Origin of the sequence: Streptomyces sp. Tu 2975 (assembly GCF_009832925.1) — a bacterium.
GTDB lineage: Bacteria > Actinomycetota > Actinomycetes > Streptomycetales > Streptomycetaceae > Streptomyces.
The window spans coordinates 4381795-4402096 of the sequence record NZ_CP047140.1 but is presented as its reverse complement, the minus strand read 5'-3'; the positions used below and the strand labels follow the sequence as shown (position 1 = coordinate 4402096).

Here is a 20302-nt window from a genome sequence, read left to right as displayed (position 1 = left end):
CCCCCCGTCGGCCGTGAGCTTCTGTGTGTGGCCCGGCGATTGCGCCTGCGCCCCGGCGGACGCCTCCGCGGAGCCGCCGCCGGTGCCCAGTAACAACCCGAGCATCAGCACGGACGCGGCCAGAGCCCGCGGCCCGGTGCGTCCTCTGGTCGATGACATGTCGCTCCCCCTGTTTTCGTCCGCGCACGGCGAGCCGTGGCCGGTCCGTCGCGAGAGGACCTTCCCCCTGTCCGGTGACGAGAACCTGCGACCGTGCGACGGCACGCGCCGAGGCGTCGGCCGCCTCAGCCGCGCAGCGTCACCCCGTACCTGGTGCGCAGGCGGGCGATCTCCCACCACGCCACCGCCGTCACCGAAGCCGGGCCGCCGAGGACCGCGCAGAACTGGACGGCCGGCGGCCCCGGCGGGGCTCCGGCCATGGCCAGGTTGATCGCCGCGAGTTCCCACACCAGGACGCCGGTGAGCAGGGCAGGCAGAGCCGCGTGCGCGTCGGCCGTGTTGAAGGCGGTGCGCAGCGCCGTCGTGGACGCGAAGACGACGAAGAACAGCACCCACAGCACCGGCAGCAGCAGCGCGAGCGTGATCAGCGGGCTGAGACGGCTGCTCCCGTAGCTCCGGCTGAGGAGCATCACGCCCGCGAAGAGCAGCGGTACGGCCGTGAAGGCGCCGAAGTACCAGAGCACCGAGCGGACCGCGGGCCGCAGCCGTGCCCGCATGCCGGGCCGCGCGTGCGGCGGCGCGAGCCGGAAGAGGACGAGGATCACCACGGGAGCGGTGAGGAGCAGCAGCCACGGCGTGACGACCAGCCGGAACAGATACTGGTCCTGCACCTCCGCCCAGTCCGCCTCCGTCCCGTAGGACGCGAGGATCAGGAAGGACGCGGCCAACGCGACCCAGGCCCTGGTCTTCTGCACGCGCCAGACCTCGGGGTCCTGGTAGCGCCGGTAGCTGTGCGCGGGGAAACGCCGCCTCGCCTGGCGGCGGGCGGACCTGGCCAGCGGGTAGCCCAGAAGCACCATCAGCGCGGGCCACACACAGAGCAGGCCGATCGCCCAGAGGCAGCCGGGCATCCGGCGCACATGCCGCAACACCTCGCTCAGCGGCGGCCATTCGTCCTGACCGAACTGCTGCCACAGCGACGGGGGCGGACCGTAGGGAGGGTACGGGTACGGCCCCGGGTGGGGCGGCTGCCCCGGGTACGGGCCCGGTCCCGGATACGGCCCGGGCTGCGGCGGCACGCCTGGATGCGGCGGTACGCCCGGCTGCGGCCGCCCCGTCCGCCGGTACGGATCCTGTCCCCCGAATGTCACGCCTTCGCCCTTCGTGGAGTGGTCCGCCGATCATTCCAGGAGAGCGAACTGTCGTGCACGGTCCGGCACATGGCGGGCCGGGACCACGGCGGGCGGGCGACCGCCGGGCCTCTGCGTCACTCGTCGGTGCCCGGCCCCCGGAGCGCGGCCGCGAGCCGCAGTGCGGTGTCCAGGTTGCAGCGGCCCAGCTCGACGAGCGGGTACGGCGCCTCGCTCGCCAGGGACACCACATCCACTCCCAGCGACGGCAGCGTCACCGACACCCCCGCCGGCCCGTCCCTGAGCCGGGCCACCGCCTCCTCCGCGATCCGCAACCGGTCCGCCGCCCGCGACCCTTCCGGGAACGGCGACCTGTCCGCCGACCGCACGACTGGTTTCATGAGCACCACACCTCCGCGCCGCGTAACCGCCGGGTACCGCGATCTCCTCACCCCGCGTGTCCGGGTGCGGCCCTGGCCTTCCGGAGCAAGTTGATCTTGGCGTTCTTGGTGCGGGTGAAACCGCATCACGCGCCTCCTACCGCCGCGTTCACCCGTCCGGCAGCGGCGCACGCGAAGCACGACCGGCGCACGGACAACGGCGCCCGGCCGGGCCGCCGGTCACCGGCGCACGCGGCGGCCGGGGGTCCGGAGGCCCTCGCGCCGCCGCCGGAAACATCCCGCTCGACAACCGCCCCCGGCGTAAACTGGGCCGCATGAGCCGACGACGACATTGATCCACCGCAGCGGGTCCTGGAACGGGCTGTCGCGGGCCGCCGCGCGGGTGAGCACCCGGCGTCCCCCGTCCGTTCCGCAGAAGGACCACACGCATGCTCACCGTTTCGTCATGCCCGCCGGACCCTCGTGTCCGCGATGTCCGCCGCCTCGAGCGAAGGCTCTACACCTACGCGGGGCTCGAGGACTTCGTCCTCCTCTACCCCCTCTACGCCCTGCTCTTCGCCGAACACGGCCTGACCACCGCCGAGATCTCCTCCCTGTTCGCCATCTGGTGCGTCGTCGGCCTGCTGGTCGAAGTGCCGTCCGGTGTCTGGGCCGACGCGGTGTCCCGCCGCGTCACGCTGGTCGCGGGCCCCCTGCTGACCGCCGCCGGATTCGCGCTGTGGGCGCTGGCCCCCTCCTACGCGGCCTATGCCGCCGGCTTCACGCTCTGGGCCGTCGGCGGCTCCCTGCGCTCCGGCTCCATGGAAGCCCTCGTGCACGACGAACTCGAACGGCTCGGCGCGGCCGACCGCTACGGCCGGATCATGGGCAGGGCCGCCGCGTTCGGCATGGCCGCGACGGCCGCGGCCACGGCCGCTGCCGCGCCCGCGCTCGCCTTCGGCGGCGACGCGCTGGTGTGGGTCGGAAGCATCGGCGCCTGTCTGCTGTGCGCCGCAGCCGGCGCGACGCTCCCCGAGCACCGCGCCGCCGCCCACCACGACACCACCGAACGGCCGGGCTACCTCGCGACGTTGCGCTCCGGGCTGGCCGAGGTGCGCGGCAGCCGCCCCGTCCGGCGGGCGATGGTCCTCGCCGTGGTGATCACGTCGATCTGGGGTGTGCTGGACGAGTACGTACCGCTGCTCGCCGCCGCCACGGGCGTCGCCACCGAGACCGTCCCCCTGCTGGTGCTGGTGGTCTGGGTGGGGGTCACGCTCGGCTCCCTGCTGGTGACGGCCGGCGAACGGCTGTCGATCCGGGCGGCCGGGGCACTGGTCGCGGCCGCGGCCGTGGCGCTCGCGGCGGGCGCGCTGTCGGGGACGCCCGCCGGATTCGCCCTGCTCGCCGTCGCGTTCCTCGTCTTCCAGCTCGCGGACGTGCTGGCCGACGCACGCCTCCAGGCCGCGATCACCGGCAGGAGCCGAGCGACCATCACCTCGCTGACGGGCCTCGGCACCAACATCACCTCGCTGCTGGCCTACGGCACGTACGCGGCGCTGTCGCCGTACGCCTCCCACGGCACGGTCTTCGCGCTGCTCGCCGTGCCGTACCTGCTGGTGGCCGCCGCGATGGGCCGGCCGCGGCGGGCGACGCCGACCCCGGCGCCCGCCGTGCAGGAGGGGGGTTAGGACACCTGCCTTGCCACCGACCACCGCGCCACGTCCGGTTTCCTGTACGTACATGATCCCGTACACCCTGGAGGCCCGCTGAAACACGGATTTCAGGGTTACTGGTTCCGCCGCATCACCGACGAGCATCGCCTCGTGTACAAGGTCGTCGACGACGAGATCCGTGTCGCCGCCTGCCGGTACCACTACGAGCGCTGAAGCTCACCAGGAACGCCCGAGGGCGGCACCCCTGTGCAGGGGTGCCGCCCTCGGTGTGAAACCGGTCTGCCGATCCGCGAGCGGATCAGAAGTCCATGTCACCGCCCGGCATGCCGCCCGGAGCGGCCGCGGAGGCCTTCTCCGGCTTGTCGGCGATGACGGCCTCGGTGGTCAGGAACAGCGCCGCGATGGAGGCCGCGTTCTGCAGAGCAGAGCGGGTCACCTTCGCGGGGTCGATGATGCCTTCGGCGATCATGTCGACGTACTCACCGGTCGCGGCGTTCAGGCCGTGGCCGACGGGCAGGTTGCGCACCTTCTCGACGATGACGCCGCCCTCGAGACCACCGTTGACGGCGATCTGCTTGAGCGGGGCCTCCAGCGCAAGCTTCACGGCGTTGGCGCCGGTCGCCTCGTCGCCCTGGAGCTCGAGCTTCTCGAAGACCGAGGAGGCCTGGAGCAGGGCCACGCCACCACCGGCGACGATGCCCTCCTCGACGGCCGCCTTCGCGTTGCGAACGGCGTCCTCGATGCGGTGCTTGCGCTCCTTGAGCTCGACCTCGGTCGCGGCGCCGGCCTTGATGACGGCCACGCCGCCGGCCAGCTTCGCGAGGCGCTCCTGGAGCTTCTCGCGGTCGTAGTCCGAGTCGCTGTTCTCGATCTCGGCACGGATCTGGTTGACACGACCCTGGACCTGGTCGCTGTCACCGGCACCGTCGACGATCGTGGTCTCGTCCTTGGTGATGACGACCTTGCGGGCGCGGCCCAGCAGGTCCAGGCCGGCGTTCTCGAGCTTGAGGCCGACCTCCTCGGAGATGACCGTGCCGCCCGTGAGGATGGCGATGTCGTTCAGCATGGCCTTGCGGCGGTCGCCGAAGCCCGGGGCCTTGACGGCGACGGACTTGAAGGTGCCGCGGATCTTGTTGACGACCAGGGTCGACAGGGCCTCACCCTCGACGTCCTCGGCGATGATCAGCAGCGGCTTGCCGGACTGCATGACCTTCTCCAGCAGCGGAAGGAGGTCCTTCACGTTGCCGACCTTGGAGTTGACGATCAGGATGTACGGGTCGTCCAGGGACGCCTCCATACGCTCCATGTCGGTGGCGAAGTACGCCGAGATGTAGCCCTTGTCGAAGCGCATACCCTCGGTGAGCTCGAGCTCCAGACCGAAGGTCTGGGACTCCTCGACGGTGATGACGCCTTCCTTGCCGACCTTGTCCATGGCCTCGGCGATGAGCTCACCGATCTGGACGTCAGCGGCGGAGATGGAGGCGGTGGAGGCGATCTGCTCCTTGGTCTCCACGTCCTTGGCCTGCTCGAGCAGGGCACCGGAGACGGCCTCGACGGCCTTCTCGATGCCGCGCTTCAGGGCCATCGGGTTGGCGCCGGCGGCCACGTTGCGCAGGCCCTCACGGACGAGCGCCTGGGCGAGGACGGTCGCGGTGGTCGTACCGTCACCGGCGACGTCGTCCGTCTTCTTGGCGACTTCCTTGACCAGCTCTGCGCCGATCTTCTCGTACGGGTCCTCGAGCTCGATCTCCTTGGCGATGGAAACACCATCGTTGGTGATCGTGGGGGCGCCCCACTTCTTCTCGAGGACGACGTTGCGACCCTTGGGGCCAAGGGTGACCTTGACGGCGTCGGCGAGCTGGTTCATCCCGCGCTCGAGACCGCGCCGTGCCTCCTCGTCGAACGCGATGATCTTGGCCATGTGAAGTGGTCCTCCCGGACTGGGGTGGATTGCTTCGGATCGCATCCGGTGCCCGCGACGGACGGCCTGCTTGCCTTGTGGTTCCTTGCCCCACCCGGCCCGCGGACCTCACCGGTCCGATCCAAGTTCTGTCACTCTCACTGGGAGAGTGCTAACGCCAATGATTAGCACTCGACCCCGAGAGTGCAAGCGCCTTCGACGAAGGCTCCTCGAGGGTGGCGGTCGTGGGGGTGCCTCCCGGGCGAAGCCCTGGGGGAGGGTGGGCGCGAACGCCTTCGAGGGAGGCACGGCGGCTGCGGCGGTGTCCGGACACGCGTGAGGGCCCGCTTCCCGGTGGCCGGGAGGCGAGCCCCTCATGCGTGAGTGCGTCGGTGGCCGATCGCGCCTCGATCAGTTGGATCAGACGGCGAGCTTGACCATGTCCGCCTGCGGACCCTTCTGGCCCTGCGAGATCTCGAATTCGACTCGCTGACCTTCTTCAAGGGTGCGGTATCCGTCCATCTGGATCGCGCTGTAGTGGACGAAAACATCCGCACCACCGTCGACCGCGATGAAGCCGTACCCCTTCTCCGCGTTGAACCACTTGACGGTGCCCTGAGCCATGCCTAACTCCCCTATTACTGGCCCTTGCGCAGGACCGCACTTCGCGGACCCGGGTCAGACCTCCACCCCAGCAGGAGGGGTGTGCGCCGGAACGCGTCGACCGCGGCTGAATGTATCTGCCCAACTGCCCTCTGCAACAGGTCAATCGGACGAGAAATCTGGGCAGGACCGAACGACCGATCCGTGTCAACTCATGGAATTCCGGGGCAAGTCGGGCCCGGCAAATAACGCCTAAGTGGCAATTCGATCGCATGGTTCGGCCGCATTCTTGCGGAACTTGAAGGCATTCTCGAGCGGCCGGCGAAGGGGGCTTCCCAAACTCTACCGCGCTCAACCATGCAGAATTGCCCCCTCCGCTTCTCTGGCGGAGGGGGCAATTTCAGTAACTGCGGGTAAATCCCTGGGGAAAGCTTGGCGTCCGCTCCCCCGATAGCGTCAGCCGCCGGCGACCGCGGGGATGATCGACACGCCCGCGCCGTCCGGCGTGGCCGTCTCCAGGCCCTGCTCGAAACGGACGTCGTCGTCGTTCACGTACACGTTGACGAACCGGCGCAGCTTGCCCTGGTCGTCCAGGACGCGGGCGGCGATGCCCGTGTGGTTCTTCTCCAGGTCCGCGATGACCTCGGCGAGGGTCGCGCCCTCCGCCGGGACCTCGGCCCGGCCGTCCGTGTACGTACGGAGGATGGTGGGGATGCGGACGTTGACGCTCATGTTCGTCACCTCTCGGCGGAGTACGGCGTGGCAGTGCGGAGCAAGGTTCTCAGTGGGCGGCCAGGCCCGCGTCGCGGAACGCGTCCAGGCTCGGGCGGATGACGGCGGTCGCCTGCGAGGTCTCCGCGACGGCGTCGAGGGTCTTGAGACCGTCGCCGGTGTTGAGCACGACGGTGGTGAGCGCCGGGTCGAGCAGGCCCGCCTCGATCAGCTTCTTCGTCACGCCCACCGTCACGCCACCGGCCGTCTCGGCGAAGATGCCCTCGGTGCGGGCCAGCAGCTTGATCGCGTCGACGACCTGCTCGTCGTTCACGTCCTCGACGGCTCCGCCCGTGCGGCGCGCGATGTCCAGCACGTACGGGCCGTCGGCCGGGTTGCCGATGGCGAGGGACTTGGCGATGGTGTTCGGCTTCTGGGGCCGCACGACGTCGTGGCCCGCCTTGAAGGCGGTCGACACCGGCGAGCAGCCCTCGGCCTGGGCGCCGAAGATCTTGTACGGCTTGTCCTCGACGAGCCCCAGCTTGATCAGCTCCTGAAGACCCTTGTCGATCTTCGTGAGCTGGGAGCCGGAGGCGATCGGGACGACCAGCTGGTCCGGCAGCCGCCAGCCGAGCTGCTCGCAGATCTCGTACGCCAGGGTCTTGGAGCCCTCCGCGTAGTACGGGCGGAGGTTGACGTTGACGAAGCCCCAGCCCTCGCCCAGCGGGTCGCCGATGAGCTCGGAGCAGAAGCGGTTCACGTCGTCGTAGTTGCCCTCGATGCCGACGAGCTCGCCGCCGTACACCGCGGCCATGACGACCTTGCCCTGCTCGAGGTCGTGCGGGATGAACACGCAGGAACGGAAGCCGGCCCGCGCGGCGGCGGCGCCGACCGCGCCCGCGAGGTTGCCCGTGGAGGAGCAGGACAGGGTGGTGAAGCCGAAGGCGCGGGCGGCCTCGAGGGCCTGGGCGACGACCCGGTCCTTGAAGGAGTGCGTCGGGTTGCCGGAGTCGTCCTTGACGAACAGGCCGCCGGTGACGCCCAGTTCGCGGGCGAGGTTGTCGGCCTTGACCAGCTTGGTCCAGCCCGGGTTCAGGTTCGGCTTGTCGGCCACATCGGCCGGGACGGGCAGCAGCGGGGCGTAGCGCCAGATGTTGGCCGGGCCCGCCTCGATCTGCTTCCGGAGCTCTTCGGGGCTGCCGCTCGGCAGGTCGTAGGCGACTTCGAGCGGCCCGAAACACTCGGCACAGGCGAAGATCGGACCGAGTTCGAAACGCTGTCCGCACTCGCGGCACGAAAGTGCGGCGGCGGGGCCGAGGTCCACGGAGGTGGACGCGGTGGCGGAGGTGCTGGTGCTTGCGACGGTCTGCGCAGCCATGATGGCGAGGCCCTTTCTCCTCATCTTCCTCGTGACGCACTTCGCCACGAGACGGAATTGGCACCTTCCCCACCGTGACCTCGCGGTCGGCGGGAGGGTTGCCGGGGCTTCAACGGGCCGTTCCCTCTGCCCCTCTGGATGAGCGGTATGGCTCCGGACGTGCGGTCCGGGCGTTTGTGTGCAGGGACCCCCGAGATGCGAGGGTCCTTCGCGTTGCTCAAGACTGTAACCGAAGCCCCGGACGCTTGAGATAGTCGTCCGACCCGCGAGATGGATCACACGACCGACTGTCGATCGACTGTCAAGGGAGACGCGAAGTGCTCGATGAGGTGGCCCGCTGGCTGAGCCGGCGCTCCTGGTCCGCGTCCGACCGCTCCCTCGAGAGGCTGATGTCCGCCAAGGTCAGGCAGGGCACAACCGTCAGCGTGGTGCTCCCCGCGCTGAACGAGGAAGCGACGGTCGGAGAGATCGTCACGATCATCCGCCGGGAGCTGATGGAGAACACCCCGCTCGTCGATGAGCTGGTCGTCATCGACTCGGCCTCGACCGACCGCACGTCGGAGGTGGCCGCGGCCGCCGGGGCCCGGGTGGTGCACCGGGACGCGATCCTGCCCGGCCTGCCCGCCGTGGCGGGCAAGGGCGAGGTGCTGTGGCGGTCCCTGATGGCGACGGGGGGTGACATCGTCTGCTTCTGCGACGCGGACCTGCGCGACTTCTCCGCGGACTTCGTCTCCGGCATCGTCGGCCCGCTGCTGACCGAGCCCGACGTCCAGTTCGTCAAGGCAATGTACGACCGCCCGCTGGGCGGGGGTGCCGCTCCCGGGCCCGACGGCACACCGGCCCAGGGCGGCCGGGTGACCGAGCTGGTGGCCAGGCCGCTGCTGAACCTGCACTGGCCGCAGCTCGCCGGGTTCGTGCAGCCGCTGGGCGGCGAGTACGCGGCACGGCGCTCGCTGCTGGAGCAGCTGCGCTTCCCCGTCGGGTACGGCGTGGAGCTCGGTCTGCTGGTCGACTCGCTGAATCTGGTGGGCCTGGACGCGCTGGCCCAGGTCGACGTCGGCACCCGCAAGCACCGCCACCAGGACGGGCAGGCGCTCGGCAGAATGGCCGCGACGATCTATCGCACGGCCCAACTGAGGCTGGCCCGCCCGCACTTGGTGCGCCCGTCGATCACGCAGTTCGAGCGTGTAGGGAACGGGTTCGTGCCGCGGACGCACCCGGTGGACACGGAGGAGCGCCCGCCGATGCTCGAGATCGGTGAGTACGCGGCGCGTCGCGCCGCATAAGCAGGACCTACCGGTCATTTTGCCTACATTTCCCATGTATGGGACTTATGGGATTTCTTGTTCTGTCGTTCCCCGGATCTCCGGGCGGTCGCGGCAGGCACCGCAAGGCGAAGCCCTCCGGCCGCACGGAACGGCTGACCCGGCTCCTCGGCACGCTGGCGGTCACCGCCGCCGCGGCCTTCGGACCGGCCGTCCCCGCGGTGGCGGTGCCGACCGGACCGGCGGCTCCGGGAACGCCCCCCGGTGAGCTGCCGGCGCACCGGACCGCCCCGGACGCCGCCCAGCAGCGGACGGACGGCCGCAGCGAGGACACGCCCCCCGCCGCCTCGGACGCCCGCGGCCCGGAGGGGGCCGCCGGCGGGGCCGCGGGCCTCCCGGGCAGCGAACCTGTCCGTCACGTGGAGATGGCCCGCACCGGCGGCACCGCGGAGCAGCTGTGGCTGCTGGGCGGCGTCGCGCTGAGCCTGACGGCGGCCGGCATCGTCGCCGTGGCCGCCACCCGCGGCCGCCGCCGCGACCACTGACCTGCGCGGGGCCGTACGCACGTTTGAGCTTTTGCGGTACGGGCTAGATTTCGGCACATGGTCTCCGACGCAGCCCAGATCCTCGTCGCGTCCAACCGCGGCCCTGTCTCCTACGAGCTGAACGAGGACGGAGAGCTCGACGCCCGCCGCGGCGGTGGAGGACTCGTCTCCGGCCTGTCGGCCATCGGCTCGGACGCGCAGTCGCTGTGGGTGTGCGCGGCCCTCGGCGACGGCGATCGCGAAGCGGTCCGGCGCGGGGTCGGCGAACCCGGTGTACGGATGCTCGACATCGACGCCGGCGTCCACGCCGACGCGTACAACGGCATCGCGAACTCCGTGCTGTGGTTCGTCCACCACATGCTGTACCAGACGCCCCTCGAGCCCGCCTTCGGCCGCGAGTTCCGGCGCCAGTGGGGGGCGTACCGGCTCTACAACCGGGCCTTCGCGGAGGCGCTCGCCGCGGAGGCGGCCGACGACGCCGTGGTTCTCGTGCAGGACTACCACCTGGCCCTGGTGCCGGGAATGCTCCGCGAACTCCGTCCCGACCTGCGGATCGGGCACTTCTCGCACACCCCGTGGGCGCCCCCGGAGTACTTCGCGATGCTGCCCGGCGACATCGCGGAGGAACTGCTGCTCGGCATGCTCGGCGCCGACCGGCTCGGGTTCCTGACCAAGCGGTGGCTGCGGGCGTTCCAGAGCTGCGCCGCCGCCGTCCTCGCGCCGTACGACGGGACGTCGCTGTGGCCGAAGGACAACGAGCCGAGCTTCGAGTTCCGGATCCCCGGCCGCGGCCGCCACCGGACGCGGCTAGGGGTCCACGGGCTGGGCGCCGACGGCGACTTCCTGCGGGAGCGGGCCGGGCGCCCCGACGTCGACGAGCGGATGGCCGCCCTGCGGGAACAGACCGGCGAGGGGCGCCGGACGATCGTGCGCGTCGACCGCACGGAACTGTCCAAGAACATCCTGCGCGGCCTGCATGCCTACCAGGAGCTGCTGGAGGAGCACCCCGAGTGGCGTGAACGCGTCGTGCACATCGCGCTCGCCTACCCCTCACGCCAGGACCTCGAGGTCTACCGCCACTACACGGCGGAGGTCTCCCGCCTCGCCGACGAGATCAACGCCCGGTACGGCACGGCCGACTGGACGCCGGTAGTCGTGCACGTCAAGGACGACTTCGCCCGCTCGCTGGCCGCGTACCGGATGGCCGACGTGGCCCTCGTCAACCCGATCAGGGACGGCATGAACCTGGTCGCCAAGGAGGTGCCCGTCGTCACCGACCTCGGCTGCGCCCTGGTCCTCTCACGCGAGGCCGGTGCCCACGAGGAGCTCGGCGACGACGCGATCACCGTCAACCCGTACGACGTCAGCGGCACGGCGGCGGCGCTCCACGAGGCGCTGACGATGTCCGCCGACGAGCGGGCCGAGCGCTCCAAGCGCCTGGCGGCGGCAGCGACCGCGCTGCCGCCGCGGCAGTGGTTCCTCGACCAGCTCCAGGCGCTGCGGGAGGGCGGCTAGACGCGCCGGGCGAGGGCGGCCAGGAAGTCCGCCAGCTGCGCCGGCCCCGACAGCACCAGGTCGGCGCGGTCGGCCAGTTCGGGGACCTCGTCGCCGCTGCACAGCAGCAGGCCGGGCACACCGTCGGAGCGCAGCTTCTCGACGGCTCCGTAGGCGGCGAGGTCGCCCAGGTCGTCGCCCGCGTACAGCACGGACCCGGCGCCCACCTCGCGCACGTACTCGGACAGCGCGACGCCCTTGTCGACACCCGGCGGGCGCAGCTCCAGGACCATGCGTCCCGGCTCCACGATCAGGCCGTGCCGGGAGGCGAGCTCGGCAAGGGGCTCACGCAGGGCGTCGAAGGCGGCCTGCGGGTCCTCGGCACGGCGTGTGTGCACCGCGACCGCGCGGCCCTTCTCCTCGATCCAGGTGCCCTGCCAGGCGCCGATCCCGTCGAGGAAGCCGGGGAGCTCGGCCCGCACGGCCGCGACCCCGGGGTCCGGGGCCGGAGCGCGGACGGTCCCGGTGACCGCGTCCCAGCGCTCCGCGCCGTAGTGGCCGAGGACGACGAGACGGTCCAGACCGGTGACACCGGAGAAGCCGCCGTAGCGGACGGCCACCCCGGCCGGGCGACCGGTGATCACCGCGACCGACGCCACCTTCGGCGCGAGCGCGGCCAGCGCGGGGACGGCGCGCTCATGGGCGCGCGCCTGTTCGGGGTCGGGCACGATCTCGGCGAGCGTGCCGTCGAAGTCAAGTGCGATCACGGCCTGCCCGGGCCGTTCGAGGAGCGCCGCGAGGCCTTCACGGCCCGCGGCGGTGGACGGCGTCGGCATGGAGTCTGCGGCTTCTGCATACGGGGAGCTGCCCATGCCTTCGACCCTAGCGGCGACTTCTCCTCGCGTCCCTCACACGGCGAAGCCGGTTGACGGTGACCGGGTCGTGGGCGAGGGCACGCGCGTCGTCGAGCAGGGCGTTGAGCAGCTGGTAGTAGCGGACCGGGGAGATGCCGAGCTGCTCCCTGACGGCCCGCTCCTTGACGCCCGGGCCCGGCCAGGAACGGCGTTCCATGGCCAGGACGGCCCGGTCCCGCTCGGAGAGCTCCTGGGCGCCGGGCCGGTCGCCGGCCTCCTGCTCCTCAGGCGCCTGGTCGTCGGTCATACGATCCAACATATCGGTGCCCACCGACGCCCGGCCCGCCCTGTGGACGACGCCCGGCGCACGGCGTCATTCCGCGCTCTCGGCCGCCCTGGCGTCCTGGGAGATCCGGTCCAGCGTGCGGGCGGGGCTGCCGCCAGGTCCCACGGCGTCACCGATGTTCTTCTTGATGTTCTCGCTGGCCGAGGCCCACGACGTCTTGCCCACCGGCGGCAGCACGGAGCCGGGCAGCACCTCCAGGAACTCCTTGAGATCCGCGTGGTCCGGGTCCTTCCTCATCTCCTCCTGGGCGGAGACCGTCACGGGCAGCAGATCGTTCTGCCCGGCGAACGCCAGGACGTTCTCGTCCGTGAAGAGGAAGTCCAGGAACTTGCCGATCTCGGCGCGGTGCCCGTTCTGCTTGAAGCCCATGATCCAGTCGGCGACGCCCATCGTGGTGTCGGCGGCGCCGCTCCTGCCCGGGAGCGCGACCTTGCCCACGTCGATGCCCGCCTTCTCCGCGGCCTGGAGCAGCGAGGGGTGGCCGTTGAGCATGCCGACGTCGCCCCGGGTGAACGCGGCGAAGGCGTCCTTGCGGTTGAGCTTGCCGGGGGCGACCGGGCCGGTGAGCTTCTCGTCGACCAGGTTCTCCTTCAGCCATTCGAAGGTGTCGATGTTCTGCTGCGAGTCGATCGCGTACCTGCCGAGCTCGTCGGTGTAGCCGCCACCGCCGCTGAGCAGCCACATCATCGTCTCCGCCTGGGCCTCCTCGGGGCCGAGCGGCAGCGCGAAGGGGTAGGTGACGTCGGTGTTCTGCTTGAGCAGCTCCGCGTCCTTCTTCAGCTCCTTCCACGTCCCCGGGGCGCCGCTGATCCCGGCGTCCTCGAAGAGTTCCTTGTTGTAGAAGAGGAGCCGGGTGGAGGCGACGAACGGCAGTCCGTACTGGGTGCGCTTCATCTCGCCCGCGTCGGTGAGCGGGGGAAGGAAGTTGGACTGGACGGGGATGGAGAGCATCTGGTCGGCGGAGTACAGCTTGTCCGCCGCGGCGTAGTCGGCGTAGGCGCCTATCTGCGCGATGTCGGGTGCCTTGCCCGCCTTGACCATCTCGGCGACCTTGCGGTCCACGTCGTTCCAGGACTCGATCTGGACGTCGACCTTGATGCCGGGGTTGTCCGCCTCGAAGGCGGCCGTCAGATCGGCCCAGTACTTCTTGCTGCTCTCACCGCCGGAGACGTCGTAGTCGGCGGCCACCAGCTTGAGGGTGACACCGTCCCCGGAACCGCTGGAGCTGCCGCAGCCCGCGAGCGAAACCGTCATTCCGAGTGCGGCGACAGCCGCGGTCAGACCCAAGAAGCGCCGCTGCACAGCTCTTCCCCACCCTCTGCTACCTAGTACGTGTAGTCCGTTTGTCCCAGTCGGTCCCCCGCGACGTCCTGTGAGATGAGGAGCGATCTTTCCCCATCCGGCCTACAAGGTCTACACCACTGGGGTCTCACTTTCACAACGCCCGCACGGCCTCGCGCGGGGTACGCGGCGCACGGGGAGCGCGCATGGCGGGCCCCGCGCCTGCCCCACCCGGTTTGTATGGCGTGGCAACAATCTCGGCGAGTGGACTAGACCTTTACCCGCTCCACGCGCCAGACTGTTCCCGTGAGACACGTCATCGCCCTCGATGTGGGCGGCACCGGTATGAAGGCTGCCCTGGTCGGGGCGGACGGCACGCTCCTGCACGAGGCACGGCGGCCCACCGGGCGCGAGCGCGGGCCCGACGCCGTCGTGGAGTCGATCCTCGGCTTCGCCGCCGATCTCCGCGCCCACGGCCAGGAGCACCTGGGGCAGGCCGCCGAGGCCGCAGGCGTCGCCGTGCCCGGCATCGTCGACGCCGAGCAGGGCATCGCCGTCTACGCCGCCAACCTGGGCTGGCGCGACGTCCCGCTGCGGGAGCTGCTGAGCCGCAGGCTCGACGGCGTGCCGGTGGCGCTCGGCCACGACGTCCGCACCGGCGGTCTCGCGGAGGGCCGCATCGGCGCCGGCCGGGGCACCGACCGGTTCCTGTTCGTCCCGCTCGGCACCGGCATCGCGGGCGCCATAGGCATCGACGGCACCATCGAGGCAGGCGCCCACGGCTGCGCAGGCGAGATCGGCCACATCGTCGTACGGCCCGGCGGCCCCGCCTGCGGATGCGGGCAGCGCGGCTGTCTGGAGACACTGGCCTCCGCCGCCGCGGTCACCCGTGCCTGGGCCGCCGCCACCGGCGACCCCGCTGCCGACGCCGCCGACTGCGCCAGGGCGGTCGAGGCCGGCGACAAGGCGGCGACCCGGGTGTGGCAGGAGGCGGTCGACGCACTCGCCGACGGCCTCGTCACCGCACTCACCCTGCTGGACCCCCGCACGCTGATCATCGGTGGCGGCCTCGCCGAGGCCGGGGAAACCTTGTTCTCACCCCTTCGGGCGGCCGTAGAGGAACGTGTGACGTTCCAGAAGCTGCCCACGATCGTCCCGGCGGCCCTCGGGGACACCGCCGGATGCCTGGGCGCAGGGCTGCTCGCCTGGGATCTACTCGCCACGGAGGTATCCGCCTGATGGCCGCCAGCGCCGCTCGCGCCACGAGCACGGTCCACGCCAGGAGCCCGCACCACCCGCCGAGCACGGTCCTGGCCGGCGCCCGGGTGGTGCTGCCGACCGGGACCGTCGACAACGGACGCGTCGTCGTCGAGGGCACGAAGATCGTCACGGAGGCCTCCGCCGCGGAGGCCGACGTCCACGACCTGTCCGGCCACTGGGTGGTTCCCGGCTTCGTCGACATCCACAACCACGGCGGCGGCGGAGCCTCCTTCACCTCCGGCACCGCCGAGGACGTCCTGCACGGCGTCATGACGCACCGGCGGCACGGCACCACCACGCTGGTCGCCTCCACCGTCACCGGCGACATGGACTTCCTCGCCCACCGGGCCGGCTTCCTGTCCGAGCTGGTCGAACAGGGCGACCTCGCGGGCATCCACTTCGAGGGGCCGTTCATCTCCCCCTGCCGCAAGGGCGCCCACAGCGAGGAACTGCTGCGCGACCCCGACCCGGCCGAGGTCCGCAAGCTGATCGACGCCGCCCGCGGCACCGCGAAGATGGTCACCCTCGCCACCGAACTGCCCGGCGGCATCGACTCCGTACGGCTGCTCGCCGAGCACGGCGTGATCGCCGCGATCGGCCACACCGACGCGACGTACGAGCAGACCCGCGAGGCCATCGACGCCGGCGCCACCGTCGCCACGCACCTGTTCAACGCGATGCCGGCCCTCGGCCACCGGGCCCCCGGCCCGATCGCTGCGCTGCTCGAGGACGAGCGGATCACCGTCGAGCTGATCAACGACGGCACCCATCTCCATCCGGCCGCGCTGGAGCTGGCCTTCCGCAGCGCCGGCGCCGCCCGGGTCGCGTTCATCACGGACGCCATGGACGCCGCGGGCTTCGGCGACGGCCGCTACCAGCTGGGCCCCCTCGAGGTCGAGGTCAAGGACGGTGTGGCGCGGCTCGTGGAGGGCCATTCGATCGCGGGCTCCACGCTCACCCTGGACACCGCCTTCAAGCGGGCCGTCACCGTCGACCGCATCCCGGTGGAGGACGTCGTCACGGCGATCTCCGCCAACCCGGCGAAGCTGCTCGGCGCGTACGACAGGGTCGGCTCGCTCGATCCGGGCAAGGACGCGGACCTGGTGGTCCTCGACGCCGACTTCGCCCTCAAGGGCGTGATGCGCCGCGGCGAATGGGTGGTCCGCCCCGAAGTGGGCTGATGACGCGGCACCTCGCGGAAGGCGGTCGGGCACCAGGTCTTGGGCCGACCGCCTTCCGTTTGGCATGATCAGAACCCGTACGAGCACGGCCAGCGCGTTCTTCGGGGGTGTCCACGGGTGATCCTTACGGTCACGCTCAACGCCGCCCTCGACATCACCTATCAGGTGGCGGCCCTCGTCCCGCACACCACGCACCGGGTCGGCGAGGTCGTGGAGCGTCCGGGCGGCAAGGGCATCAACGTCGCCCGCGTGCTCGCGGCCCTCGGCCACGAGAGCGTCGTCACCGGCTTCGCGGGCGGAGCCACCGGGGCCGTACTCCGGGGGATGCTCGCCCCGCTCGCACCGCACGACGCGCTCGTCGAGATCGCCGGCACCACCCGCCGCACCCTCGCCGTCACCGACCGCGCGAGCGGCGACACCACGCAGCTGAACGAGCCGGGACCGACGGTCTCGCCCGAGGAGTGGGCCGCCCTCCTCTCCTCGTACGACTCCCTCCTGCGCGAGGCCGACGCGGTCGCCCTGTGCGGCAGCCTGCCGCCTGGCATCCATGTCGGCGCGTACGCCGAGCTGGTGCGCCGGGCGCGCGCCGCGGAGGTGCCCGTACTCCTCGACACCAGCGGCGAACCGCTGCGCCGCGGCATCGCCGCCCGGCCGGATCTCGTCAAGCCCAACGCGGACGAGCTCGCGCAGCTCACCGGCTCACGGGAACCGCTCCGCGCCACCCGAGACGCCCGCCGCCGCGGCGCACACACCGTGGTCGCCTCGCTGGGCCCGGACGGACTGCTCGCCGCCACACCGGACGGCACCTGGCAGGCCGCTCCGCCGGAGCCGGTGAAGGGCAACCCGACGGGCGCGGGCGACTCGGCGGTCGCCGGTCTGCTCTCCGGACTGGTCGCGGGACTCTCCTGGCCGGAACGGCTGTCCCGGGCGGTGGCCCTCTCCGCGGCGACCGTGCTGGCCCCCGCGGCGGGCGAGTTCGACGCGGCCGCGTACGAGCGGCTGCTGCCGAGGGTCGGCGTCGTCGAGCACACCCCGGCCGCACCCGGGAAGTGACCGCGACGGAGCCGGACCTGAAACGCCTCGTCCCGGCTCGCGCGGGGCGCGGCCGGGACGATGACGGGTGACGCGTACGGGCTAGGGCCGCCGGACGGCCGCCCGGCGCGCGGTCAGCTCTTGCTCTGACCGGCCTCCAGCCAGACCTGGTCGAGATAGGCCTCGCACTGGTTCCCCTGCTCGCAGGAGATCTTGAGGTCGTTCTTGCCCTTCTCGAGGTTCACGAAGGCGTAGGTGTTGGTCCAGCCCTTCTGCCAGTCGCCCTCCGCCGCCTTGGCGAAGTTCGACATGTTGAGCTCGCGGGGCTGTCCGCCGTTGATCGTCAGGGAGGTCTTGGCGTCCTTGCCGGGCACGCTGTACGTGATGTACATCGTGTAGGCGCCGGCCTCCGGGACGTCCACCGACCAGCCGGCCGAACCGCCGACACCGTTGAACATGACGTATGCGCCGTCCGCGCCCTTCGCGCCGGGCACGTCCTTCGCGAGGGCCGCGGGAGGCCCCAGCGTCAGCGTCGCCGCGTCCTGCTTGGGCAGCTCGACGGGCTCCGGCTCCTCCTCCGACGGCGCCGGCTTCTCCTGGACGGTCTCGCCCGCGGACGGGGTGGTGCCTCCACCACCCTGGCCGGCCGTGTCGTCCTTGTCGCCGTTGCTGGTCATCAGCGCCGCGGCGATGCCGATCACCACGACCGCGACGACCGCGATCGCGCCGATCAGCAGGCCCTTGGTGTTGGGGCCGCCGCCGCGTCCGCCGCCGTGACCGCCCTGACCGTGGCCGCCGGTCTGCACCGGGACCTGGCGCGTCTGGGCGGAAGCGCCGGGGTACGTCTCCGGTGCGGCGTACGCGGCCGTCGGCTGCTGGCCGTAGCCGGGCTGCTGCCCGTACGCCTGCTGCTGCGGGACCTGCTGGCCGTACTGTCGCTCCCCGACCGTACGGACCTGGTTGTACGAGGTGCGGGGGACCCCGGGCTGCGCGGCCGGACCGGGGTAGCCGTAGCCGCCCTGGCGCGGCGGCGTGGCGCCTGCCTGCTGCCCGTCGGCGTACAGGTAGCCGAACGGGTCGTCGTCCTCGGGCGTGCTCGCGCCGTTGTTCCCGGCCGTCATCCCAGTCACTCCTCACCATCTCGTCAGCACAACGCTGACGCGAGGCGAGCCTACCCGGTTCCACTCACCCCATCGGGTGTCGTGGGCCTCATCCGGTGGGACCACGGCCGGTCACCAGGCCGGGCGCGGTCGGGTGTGATAGGTCACCCGGCCCCGCGGGGGCCTCAGCCGGCCCTGCGGTGGACCTTCGAACGGGCCCGCTTCTCGATGTACATCCGCTGGTCCGCGGATTGCAGGACCTCCTCGACGGACATCCCGCAGCTCGCCCAGCCGATACCGAAGCTGGCGCCCACCCGCACTCCGCGGCCACCCACCCGGATGGGCAGGATGATCGCGTTCCGCAGGCGTACGGCGAGGTCGGCGGCGTCCGCCGCGCCGAGGCCGTCGGCGAGGACGACGAACTCGTCACCGCCGAGCCTGGCGACCGTGTCACCGTCCCGTACCCCGGTGGTGAGCCGGCGCGCGACCTCGACGAGGACGGCGTCACCGGTCTGGTGCCCGAAGCGGTCGTTGATCGACTTGAAGCCGTCCAGGTCGCAGAAGAGGACCGCGAGCCCCTTGGCGCCGTCGTCGATCTCGCTGTCGGGCGCCACGATGTGGACATGGTGGTCGTAGGGCCGGCCACCGACCGTCTCGAAGTCGAAGGCATCGCTCCGGAAACCGCGGTCGGTCTCGTACGCGGCATCCAGCGCCTCGATGTCCGTCGCGTACGTCGCGTGCGGCCGCTCGCACAGGCGCGAACTGAGCCGGGCTCGCAGCTCGGCGCTGTTGGGCAGGCCGGTGAGCGCGTCGTGCGATGCGCGGTGGGCGAGCTGGAGCTCGTGGCGCTTGCGGTCCTCGATGTCCTCGACGTGGGTCAGGAGGAAGCGGGGCCCGTCCGCGGTGTCGGCGACGACCGAGTTCCGCAGCGACACCCATACGTAGCTGCCGTCCCTGCGGCCCAGTCTGATCTCCGCGCGTCCGCCCTCGGCGGAGGTACGCAGAAGAGTGCCGACGTCCTCGGGGTGGACGAGGTCGGCGAAGGAGTAACGACGCATCGCGGAGGCGGGGCGGCCCAGCAGCCGGCACAGGGCGTCGTTGGTGCGCAGCAGGCGGCCGTGCTGGTCGCCGCCCATCTCGGCGATGGCCATGCCGCTGGGCGCGTACTCGAACGCCTGACGGAAGGATTCCTCGCTCGCGCGCAGTGCCTGCTGCTCGCGCTCGAGGCGGACCAGGGCGCGCTGCATGTTGGCTCGAAGTCGTGCGTTGCTGATGGCGATCGCGGCCTGGGAGGCGTACATCTGGAGCGCCTCCTGGCCCCAGGGGCCGGGGCGGCGGCCGTTGCGCGGCCGGTCCACGGAGATCACGCCGAGCAGTTCACGCCCGCCGCCCGACGCGTACATCGGGGCGTAGAGACGGTCCTGCGGGTGCCACTCGTCCTCGAAGCGGGGCTCGGGGCCGTCGGTGTGCCACTGGGGCACGTCGTCCTCTATGAGGACCCAGCCCTCGGTGTGCGGGATGAAGCGCAGGTCGCCCCAGGCTTCGCCCATGGACAGGCGGCGGTCCCAGGAAGTACGCGAGCCGACCCGGCCGGTGATCAGGGCCTCGGCGGCGGCGCTGCCGGCGAAGGCGGCGACGACGAGGTCACCGTCGGGGCGCACCAGATTGACGCAGGCCAGTTCGTAGCCCAGTCCGGCGACGATGCCGTCGGCGACGGTCTGCAGGGTGTCGGCCAGACTGCGGGCCGTGTTGAGCTCCGCGACGACCTGGTGCAGCTGCCGCAGGGTCGCAAGACGGACATAGGGCTCCGACTCGGTCTCCATCGCTCGCTCTCCCCGAGACCTCGACAGCAAACTCCAGGGCGTCTGATTGGCGTACTTGTAGCGGTATCCCGGCCACTGAATCACAGCGAGCAGCTCACCCGGTACACAGGGTCAACAAATACTGGCCTCTGTGACTCAAGTCACATCAGGTGATGAAGGGTCAGATGCTGACCGGCCGGACACACCG

The 20302-nt window shown here is 71.3% G+C and carries 18 protein-coding genes, 1 pseudogene and 1 riboswitch; of the genes and pseudogenes, 8 read left to right on the top strand and 11 right to left on the bottom strand.

Translation table 11 applies throughout. The features are described 5' to 3' along the window. Window positions 1-284: 284 nt before the first annotated feature. Window positions 285-1070: a hypothetical protein gene (locus tag GLX30_RS19535; protein ID WP_244258223.1), complete on the bottom strand. Its 786-nt coding sequence runs from the start codon at window positions 1068-1070 to the stop codon at window positions 285-287. 356 nt (window positions 1071-1426) lie between these two features. Next, window positions 1427-1690, bottom strand: coding sequence for a hypothetical protein (locus GLX30_RS19530; RefSeq protein ID WP_159690541.1), 264 nt, complete (start codon window positions 1688-1690; stop codon window positions 1427-1429). A gap of 428 nt (window positions 1691-2118) precedes the next feature. On the opposite strand from GLX30_RS19530, the gene GLX30_RS19525 reads away from it, so the two are divergent. Then, complete coding sequence (locus tag GLX30_RS19525) at window positions 2119-3357, top strand: MFS transporter (protein ID WP_159690538.1); 1239 nt, start codon at window positions 2119-2121, stop codon at window positions 3355-3357. Window positions 3358-3432: 75 nt separating this feature from the next. Further along, window positions 3433-3555: pseudogene (locus GLX30_RS19520) on the top strand (Txe/YoeB family addiction module toxin); the annotation flags it as partial. A gap of 85 nt (window positions 3556-3640) precedes the next feature. Here the strand turns inward: GLX30_RS19520 and groL are convergent. The 4 genes from groL to thrC form a co-directional block, all read right to left on the bottom strand. Continuing rightward, a complete protein-coding gene (groL, locus tag GLX30_RS19515) occupies window positions 3641-5263 on the bottom strand; it encodes a chaperonin GroEL (protein WP_159690535.1) in 1623 nt (540 codons plus the stop codon). Window positions 5264-5662: 399 nt separating this feature from the next. Continuing rightward, on the bottom strand, window positions 5663-5866 hold the full coding sequence (locus tag GLX30_RS19510; protein WP_005315736.1) for a cold-shock protein: 204 nt from the start codon (window positions 5864-5866) through the stop codon (window positions 5663-5665). Between the two features lie 435 nt (window positions 5867-6301). Next, entirely contained in the window at window positions 6302-6577 is a 276-nt protein-coding gene (locus tag GLX30_RS19505) for a MoaD/ThiS family protein (protein ID WP_159690532.1), read from the bottom strand. A gap of 49 nt (window positions 6578-6626) precedes the next feature. Beyond that, the gene (gene thrC, locus GLX30_RS19500; RefSeq protein ID WP_159690529.1) at window positions 6627-7934 is read right to left on the bottom strand and encodes a threonine synthase; all 1308 of its coding nucleotides are present in this window, start codon (window positions 7932-7934) and stop codon (window positions 6627-6629) included. Window positions 7935-7951: 17 nt separating this feature from the next. Then, window positions 7952-8079: riboswitch (SAM riboswitch) on the bottom strand. Between the two features lie 172 nt (window positions 8080-8251). On the opposite strand from thrC, the gene GLX30_RS19495 reads away from it, so the two are divergent. From GLX30_RS19495 to GLX30_RS19485, 3 genes are read left to right on the top strand one after another with little or no spacing between them, the layout of a single operon-like run. Continuing rightward, window positions 8252-9220: a glucosyl-3-phosphoglycerate synthase gene (locus GLX30_RS19495; protein ID WP_159690526.1), complete on the top strand. Its 969-nt coding sequence runs from the start codon at window positions 8252-8254 to the stop codon at window positions 9218-9220. A 38-nt stretch (window positions 9221-9258) separates the two neighbouring features. Then, window positions 9259-9744, top strand: a complete 486-nt coding sequence (locus GLX30_RS19490) for a hypothetical protein (RefSeq protein ID WP_159690523.1) — start codon at window positions 9259-9261, stop codon at window positions 9742-9744. 57 nt (window positions 9745-9801) lie between these two features. After that, window positions 9802-11259, top strand: a complete 1458-nt coding sequence (locus GLX30_RS19485; protein WP_159690520.1) for a trehalose-6-phosphate synthase — start codon at window positions 9802-9804, stop codon at window positions 11257-11259. Here GLX30_RS19485 and otsB read toward each other — a convergent pair. The 3 genes from otsB to GLX30_RS19470 form a co-directional block, all read right to left on the bottom strand. Continuing rightward, entirely contained in the window at window positions 11256-12110 is an 855-nt protein-coding gene (gene otsB / locus GLX30_RS19480) for a trehalose-phosphatase (protein ID WP_159690518.1), read from the bottom strand. The two genes, GLX30_RS19485 and otsB, sit on opposite strands and share 4 nt — an antisense overlap. Window positions 12111-12120: 10 nt before the next feature. Then, window positions 12121-12399 (bottom strand): DUF3263 domain-containing protein, encoded by a 279-nt coding sequence (locus GLX30_RS19475; protein ID WP_159690515.1) that lies wholly within the window; start codon window positions 12397-12399, stop codon window positions 12121-12123. Window positions 12400-12465: 66 nt separating this feature from the next. Beyond that, entirely contained in the window at window positions 12466-13692 is a 1227-nt protein-coding gene (locus GLX30_RS19470) for an extracellular solute-binding protein (RefSeq protein WP_159690513.1), read from the bottom strand. 333 nt (window positions 13693-14025) lie between these two features. Here GLX30_RS19470 and GLX30_RS19465 point away from each other — a divergent pair, with 333 nt between their 5' ends. From GLX30_RS19465 to GLX30_RS19455, 3 genes are all read left to right on the top strand, one after another. Next, a complete protein-coding gene (locus tag GLX30_RS19465; protein ID WP_159690510.1) occupies window positions 14026-14958 on the top strand; it encodes an ROK family protein in 933 nt (310 codons plus the stop codon). Continuing rightward, window positions 14958-16160, top strand: a complete 1203-nt coding sequence (gene nagA / locus GLX30_RS19460) for an N-acetylglucosamine-6-phosphate deacetylase (protein WP_244258222.1) — start codon at window positions 14958-14960, stop codon at window positions 16158-16160. The genes GLX30_RS19465 and nagA overlap by 1 nt, the downstream gene beginning before the upstream one ends. Before the next feature lie 117 nt (window positions 16161-16277). Then, entirely contained in the window at window positions 16278-17213 is a 936-nt protein-coding gene (locus GLX30_RS19455; RefSeq protein WP_159690508.1) for a 1-phosphofructokinase family hexose kinase, read from the top strand. 113 nt (window positions 17214-17326) lie between these two features. On the opposite strand, the gene GLX30_RS19450 is transcribed toward GLX30_RS19455, so the two are convergent. Together GLX30_RS19450 and cdgB are read right to left on the bottom strand one after the other, a co-directional pair. Further along, entirely contained in the window at window positions 17327-18313 is a 987-nt protein-coding gene (locus GLX30_RS19450) for a carbohydrate-binding protein (RefSeq protein ID WP_159690505.1), read from the bottom strand. 164 nt (window positions 18314-18477) lie between these two features. Beyond that, window positions 18478-20115, bottom strand: a complete 1638-nt coding sequence (gene cdgB / locus GLX30_RS19445; protein ID WP_159690502.1) for a diguanylate cyclase CdgB — start codon at window positions 20113-20115, stop codon at window positions 18478-18480. Between the last annotated feature and the right edge of the window lie 187 nt (window positions 20116-20302).

What these genes read in the sequence shown, in the direction of transcription:
- GLX30_RS19535 (WP_244258223.1), bottom strand. Translation starts at nt 1,070, where the DNA reads ATGCCCGGCTGCCTCTGGGCGATCGGCCTGCTCTGTGTGTGGCCCGCG.
- GLX30_RS19530 (WP_159690541.1), bottom strand. Translation starts at nt 1,690, where the DNA reads ATGAAACCAGTCGTGCGGTCGGCGGACAGGTCGCCGTTCCCGGAAGGG.
- GLX30_RS19525 (WP_159690538.1), top strand. Translation starts at nt 2,119, where the DNA reads ATGCTCACCGTTTCGTCATGCCCGCCGGACCCTCGTGTCCGCGATGTC.
- groL (WP_159690535.1), bottom strand. Translation starts at nt 5,263, where the DNA reads ATGGCCAAGATCATCGCGTTCGACGAGGAGGCACGGCGCGGTCTCGAG.
- GLX30_RS19510 (WP_005315736.1), bottom strand. Translation starts at nt 5,866, where the DNA reads ATGGCTCAGGGCACCGTCAAGTGGTTCAACGCGGAGAAGGGGTACGGC.
- GLX30_RS19505 (WP_159690532.1), bottom strand. Translation starts at nt 6,577, where the DNA reads ATGAGCGTCAACGTCCGCATCCCCACCATCCTCCGTACGTACACGGAC.
- thrC (WP_159690529.1), bottom strand. Translation starts at nt 7,934, where the DNA reads ATGGCTGCGCAGACCGTCGCAAGCACCAGCACCTCCGCCACCGCGTCC.
- GLX30_RS19490 (WP_159690523.1), top strand. Translation starts at nt 9,259, where the DNA reads ATGGGACTTATGGGATTTCTTGTTCTGTCGTTCCCCGGATCTCCGGGC.
- GLX30_RS19485 (WP_159690520.1), top strand. Translation starts at nt 9,802, where the DNA reads ATGGTCTCCGACGCAGCCCAGATCCTCGTCGCGTCCAACCGCGGCCCT.
- otsB (WP_159690518.1), bottom strand. Translation starts at nt 12,110, where the DNA reads ATGGGCAGCTCCCCGTATGCAGAAGCCGCAGACTCCATGCCGACGCCG.
- GLX30_RS19475 (WP_159690515.1), bottom strand. Translation starts at nt 12,399, where the DNA reads ATGACCGACGACCAGGCGCCTGAGGAGCAGGAGGCCGGCGACCGGCCC.
- GLX30_RS19470 (WP_159690513.1), bottom strand. Translation starts at nt 13,692, where the DNA reads ATGACGGTTTCGCTCGCGGGCTGCGGCAGCTCCAGCGGTTCCGGGGAC.
- nagA (WP_244258222.1), top strand. Translation starts at nt 14,958, where the DNA reads ATGGCCGCCAGCGCCGCTCGCGCCACGAGCACGGTCCACGCCAGGAGC.
- GLX30_RS19450 (WP_159690505.1), bottom strand. Translation starts at nt 18,313, where the DNA reads ATGACGGCCGGGAACAACGGCGCGAGCACGCCCGAGGACGACGACCCG.
- cdgB (WP_159690502.1), bottom strand. Translation starts at nt 20,115, where the DNA reads ATGGAGACCGAGTCGGAGCCCTATGTCCGTCTTGCGACCCTGCGGCAG.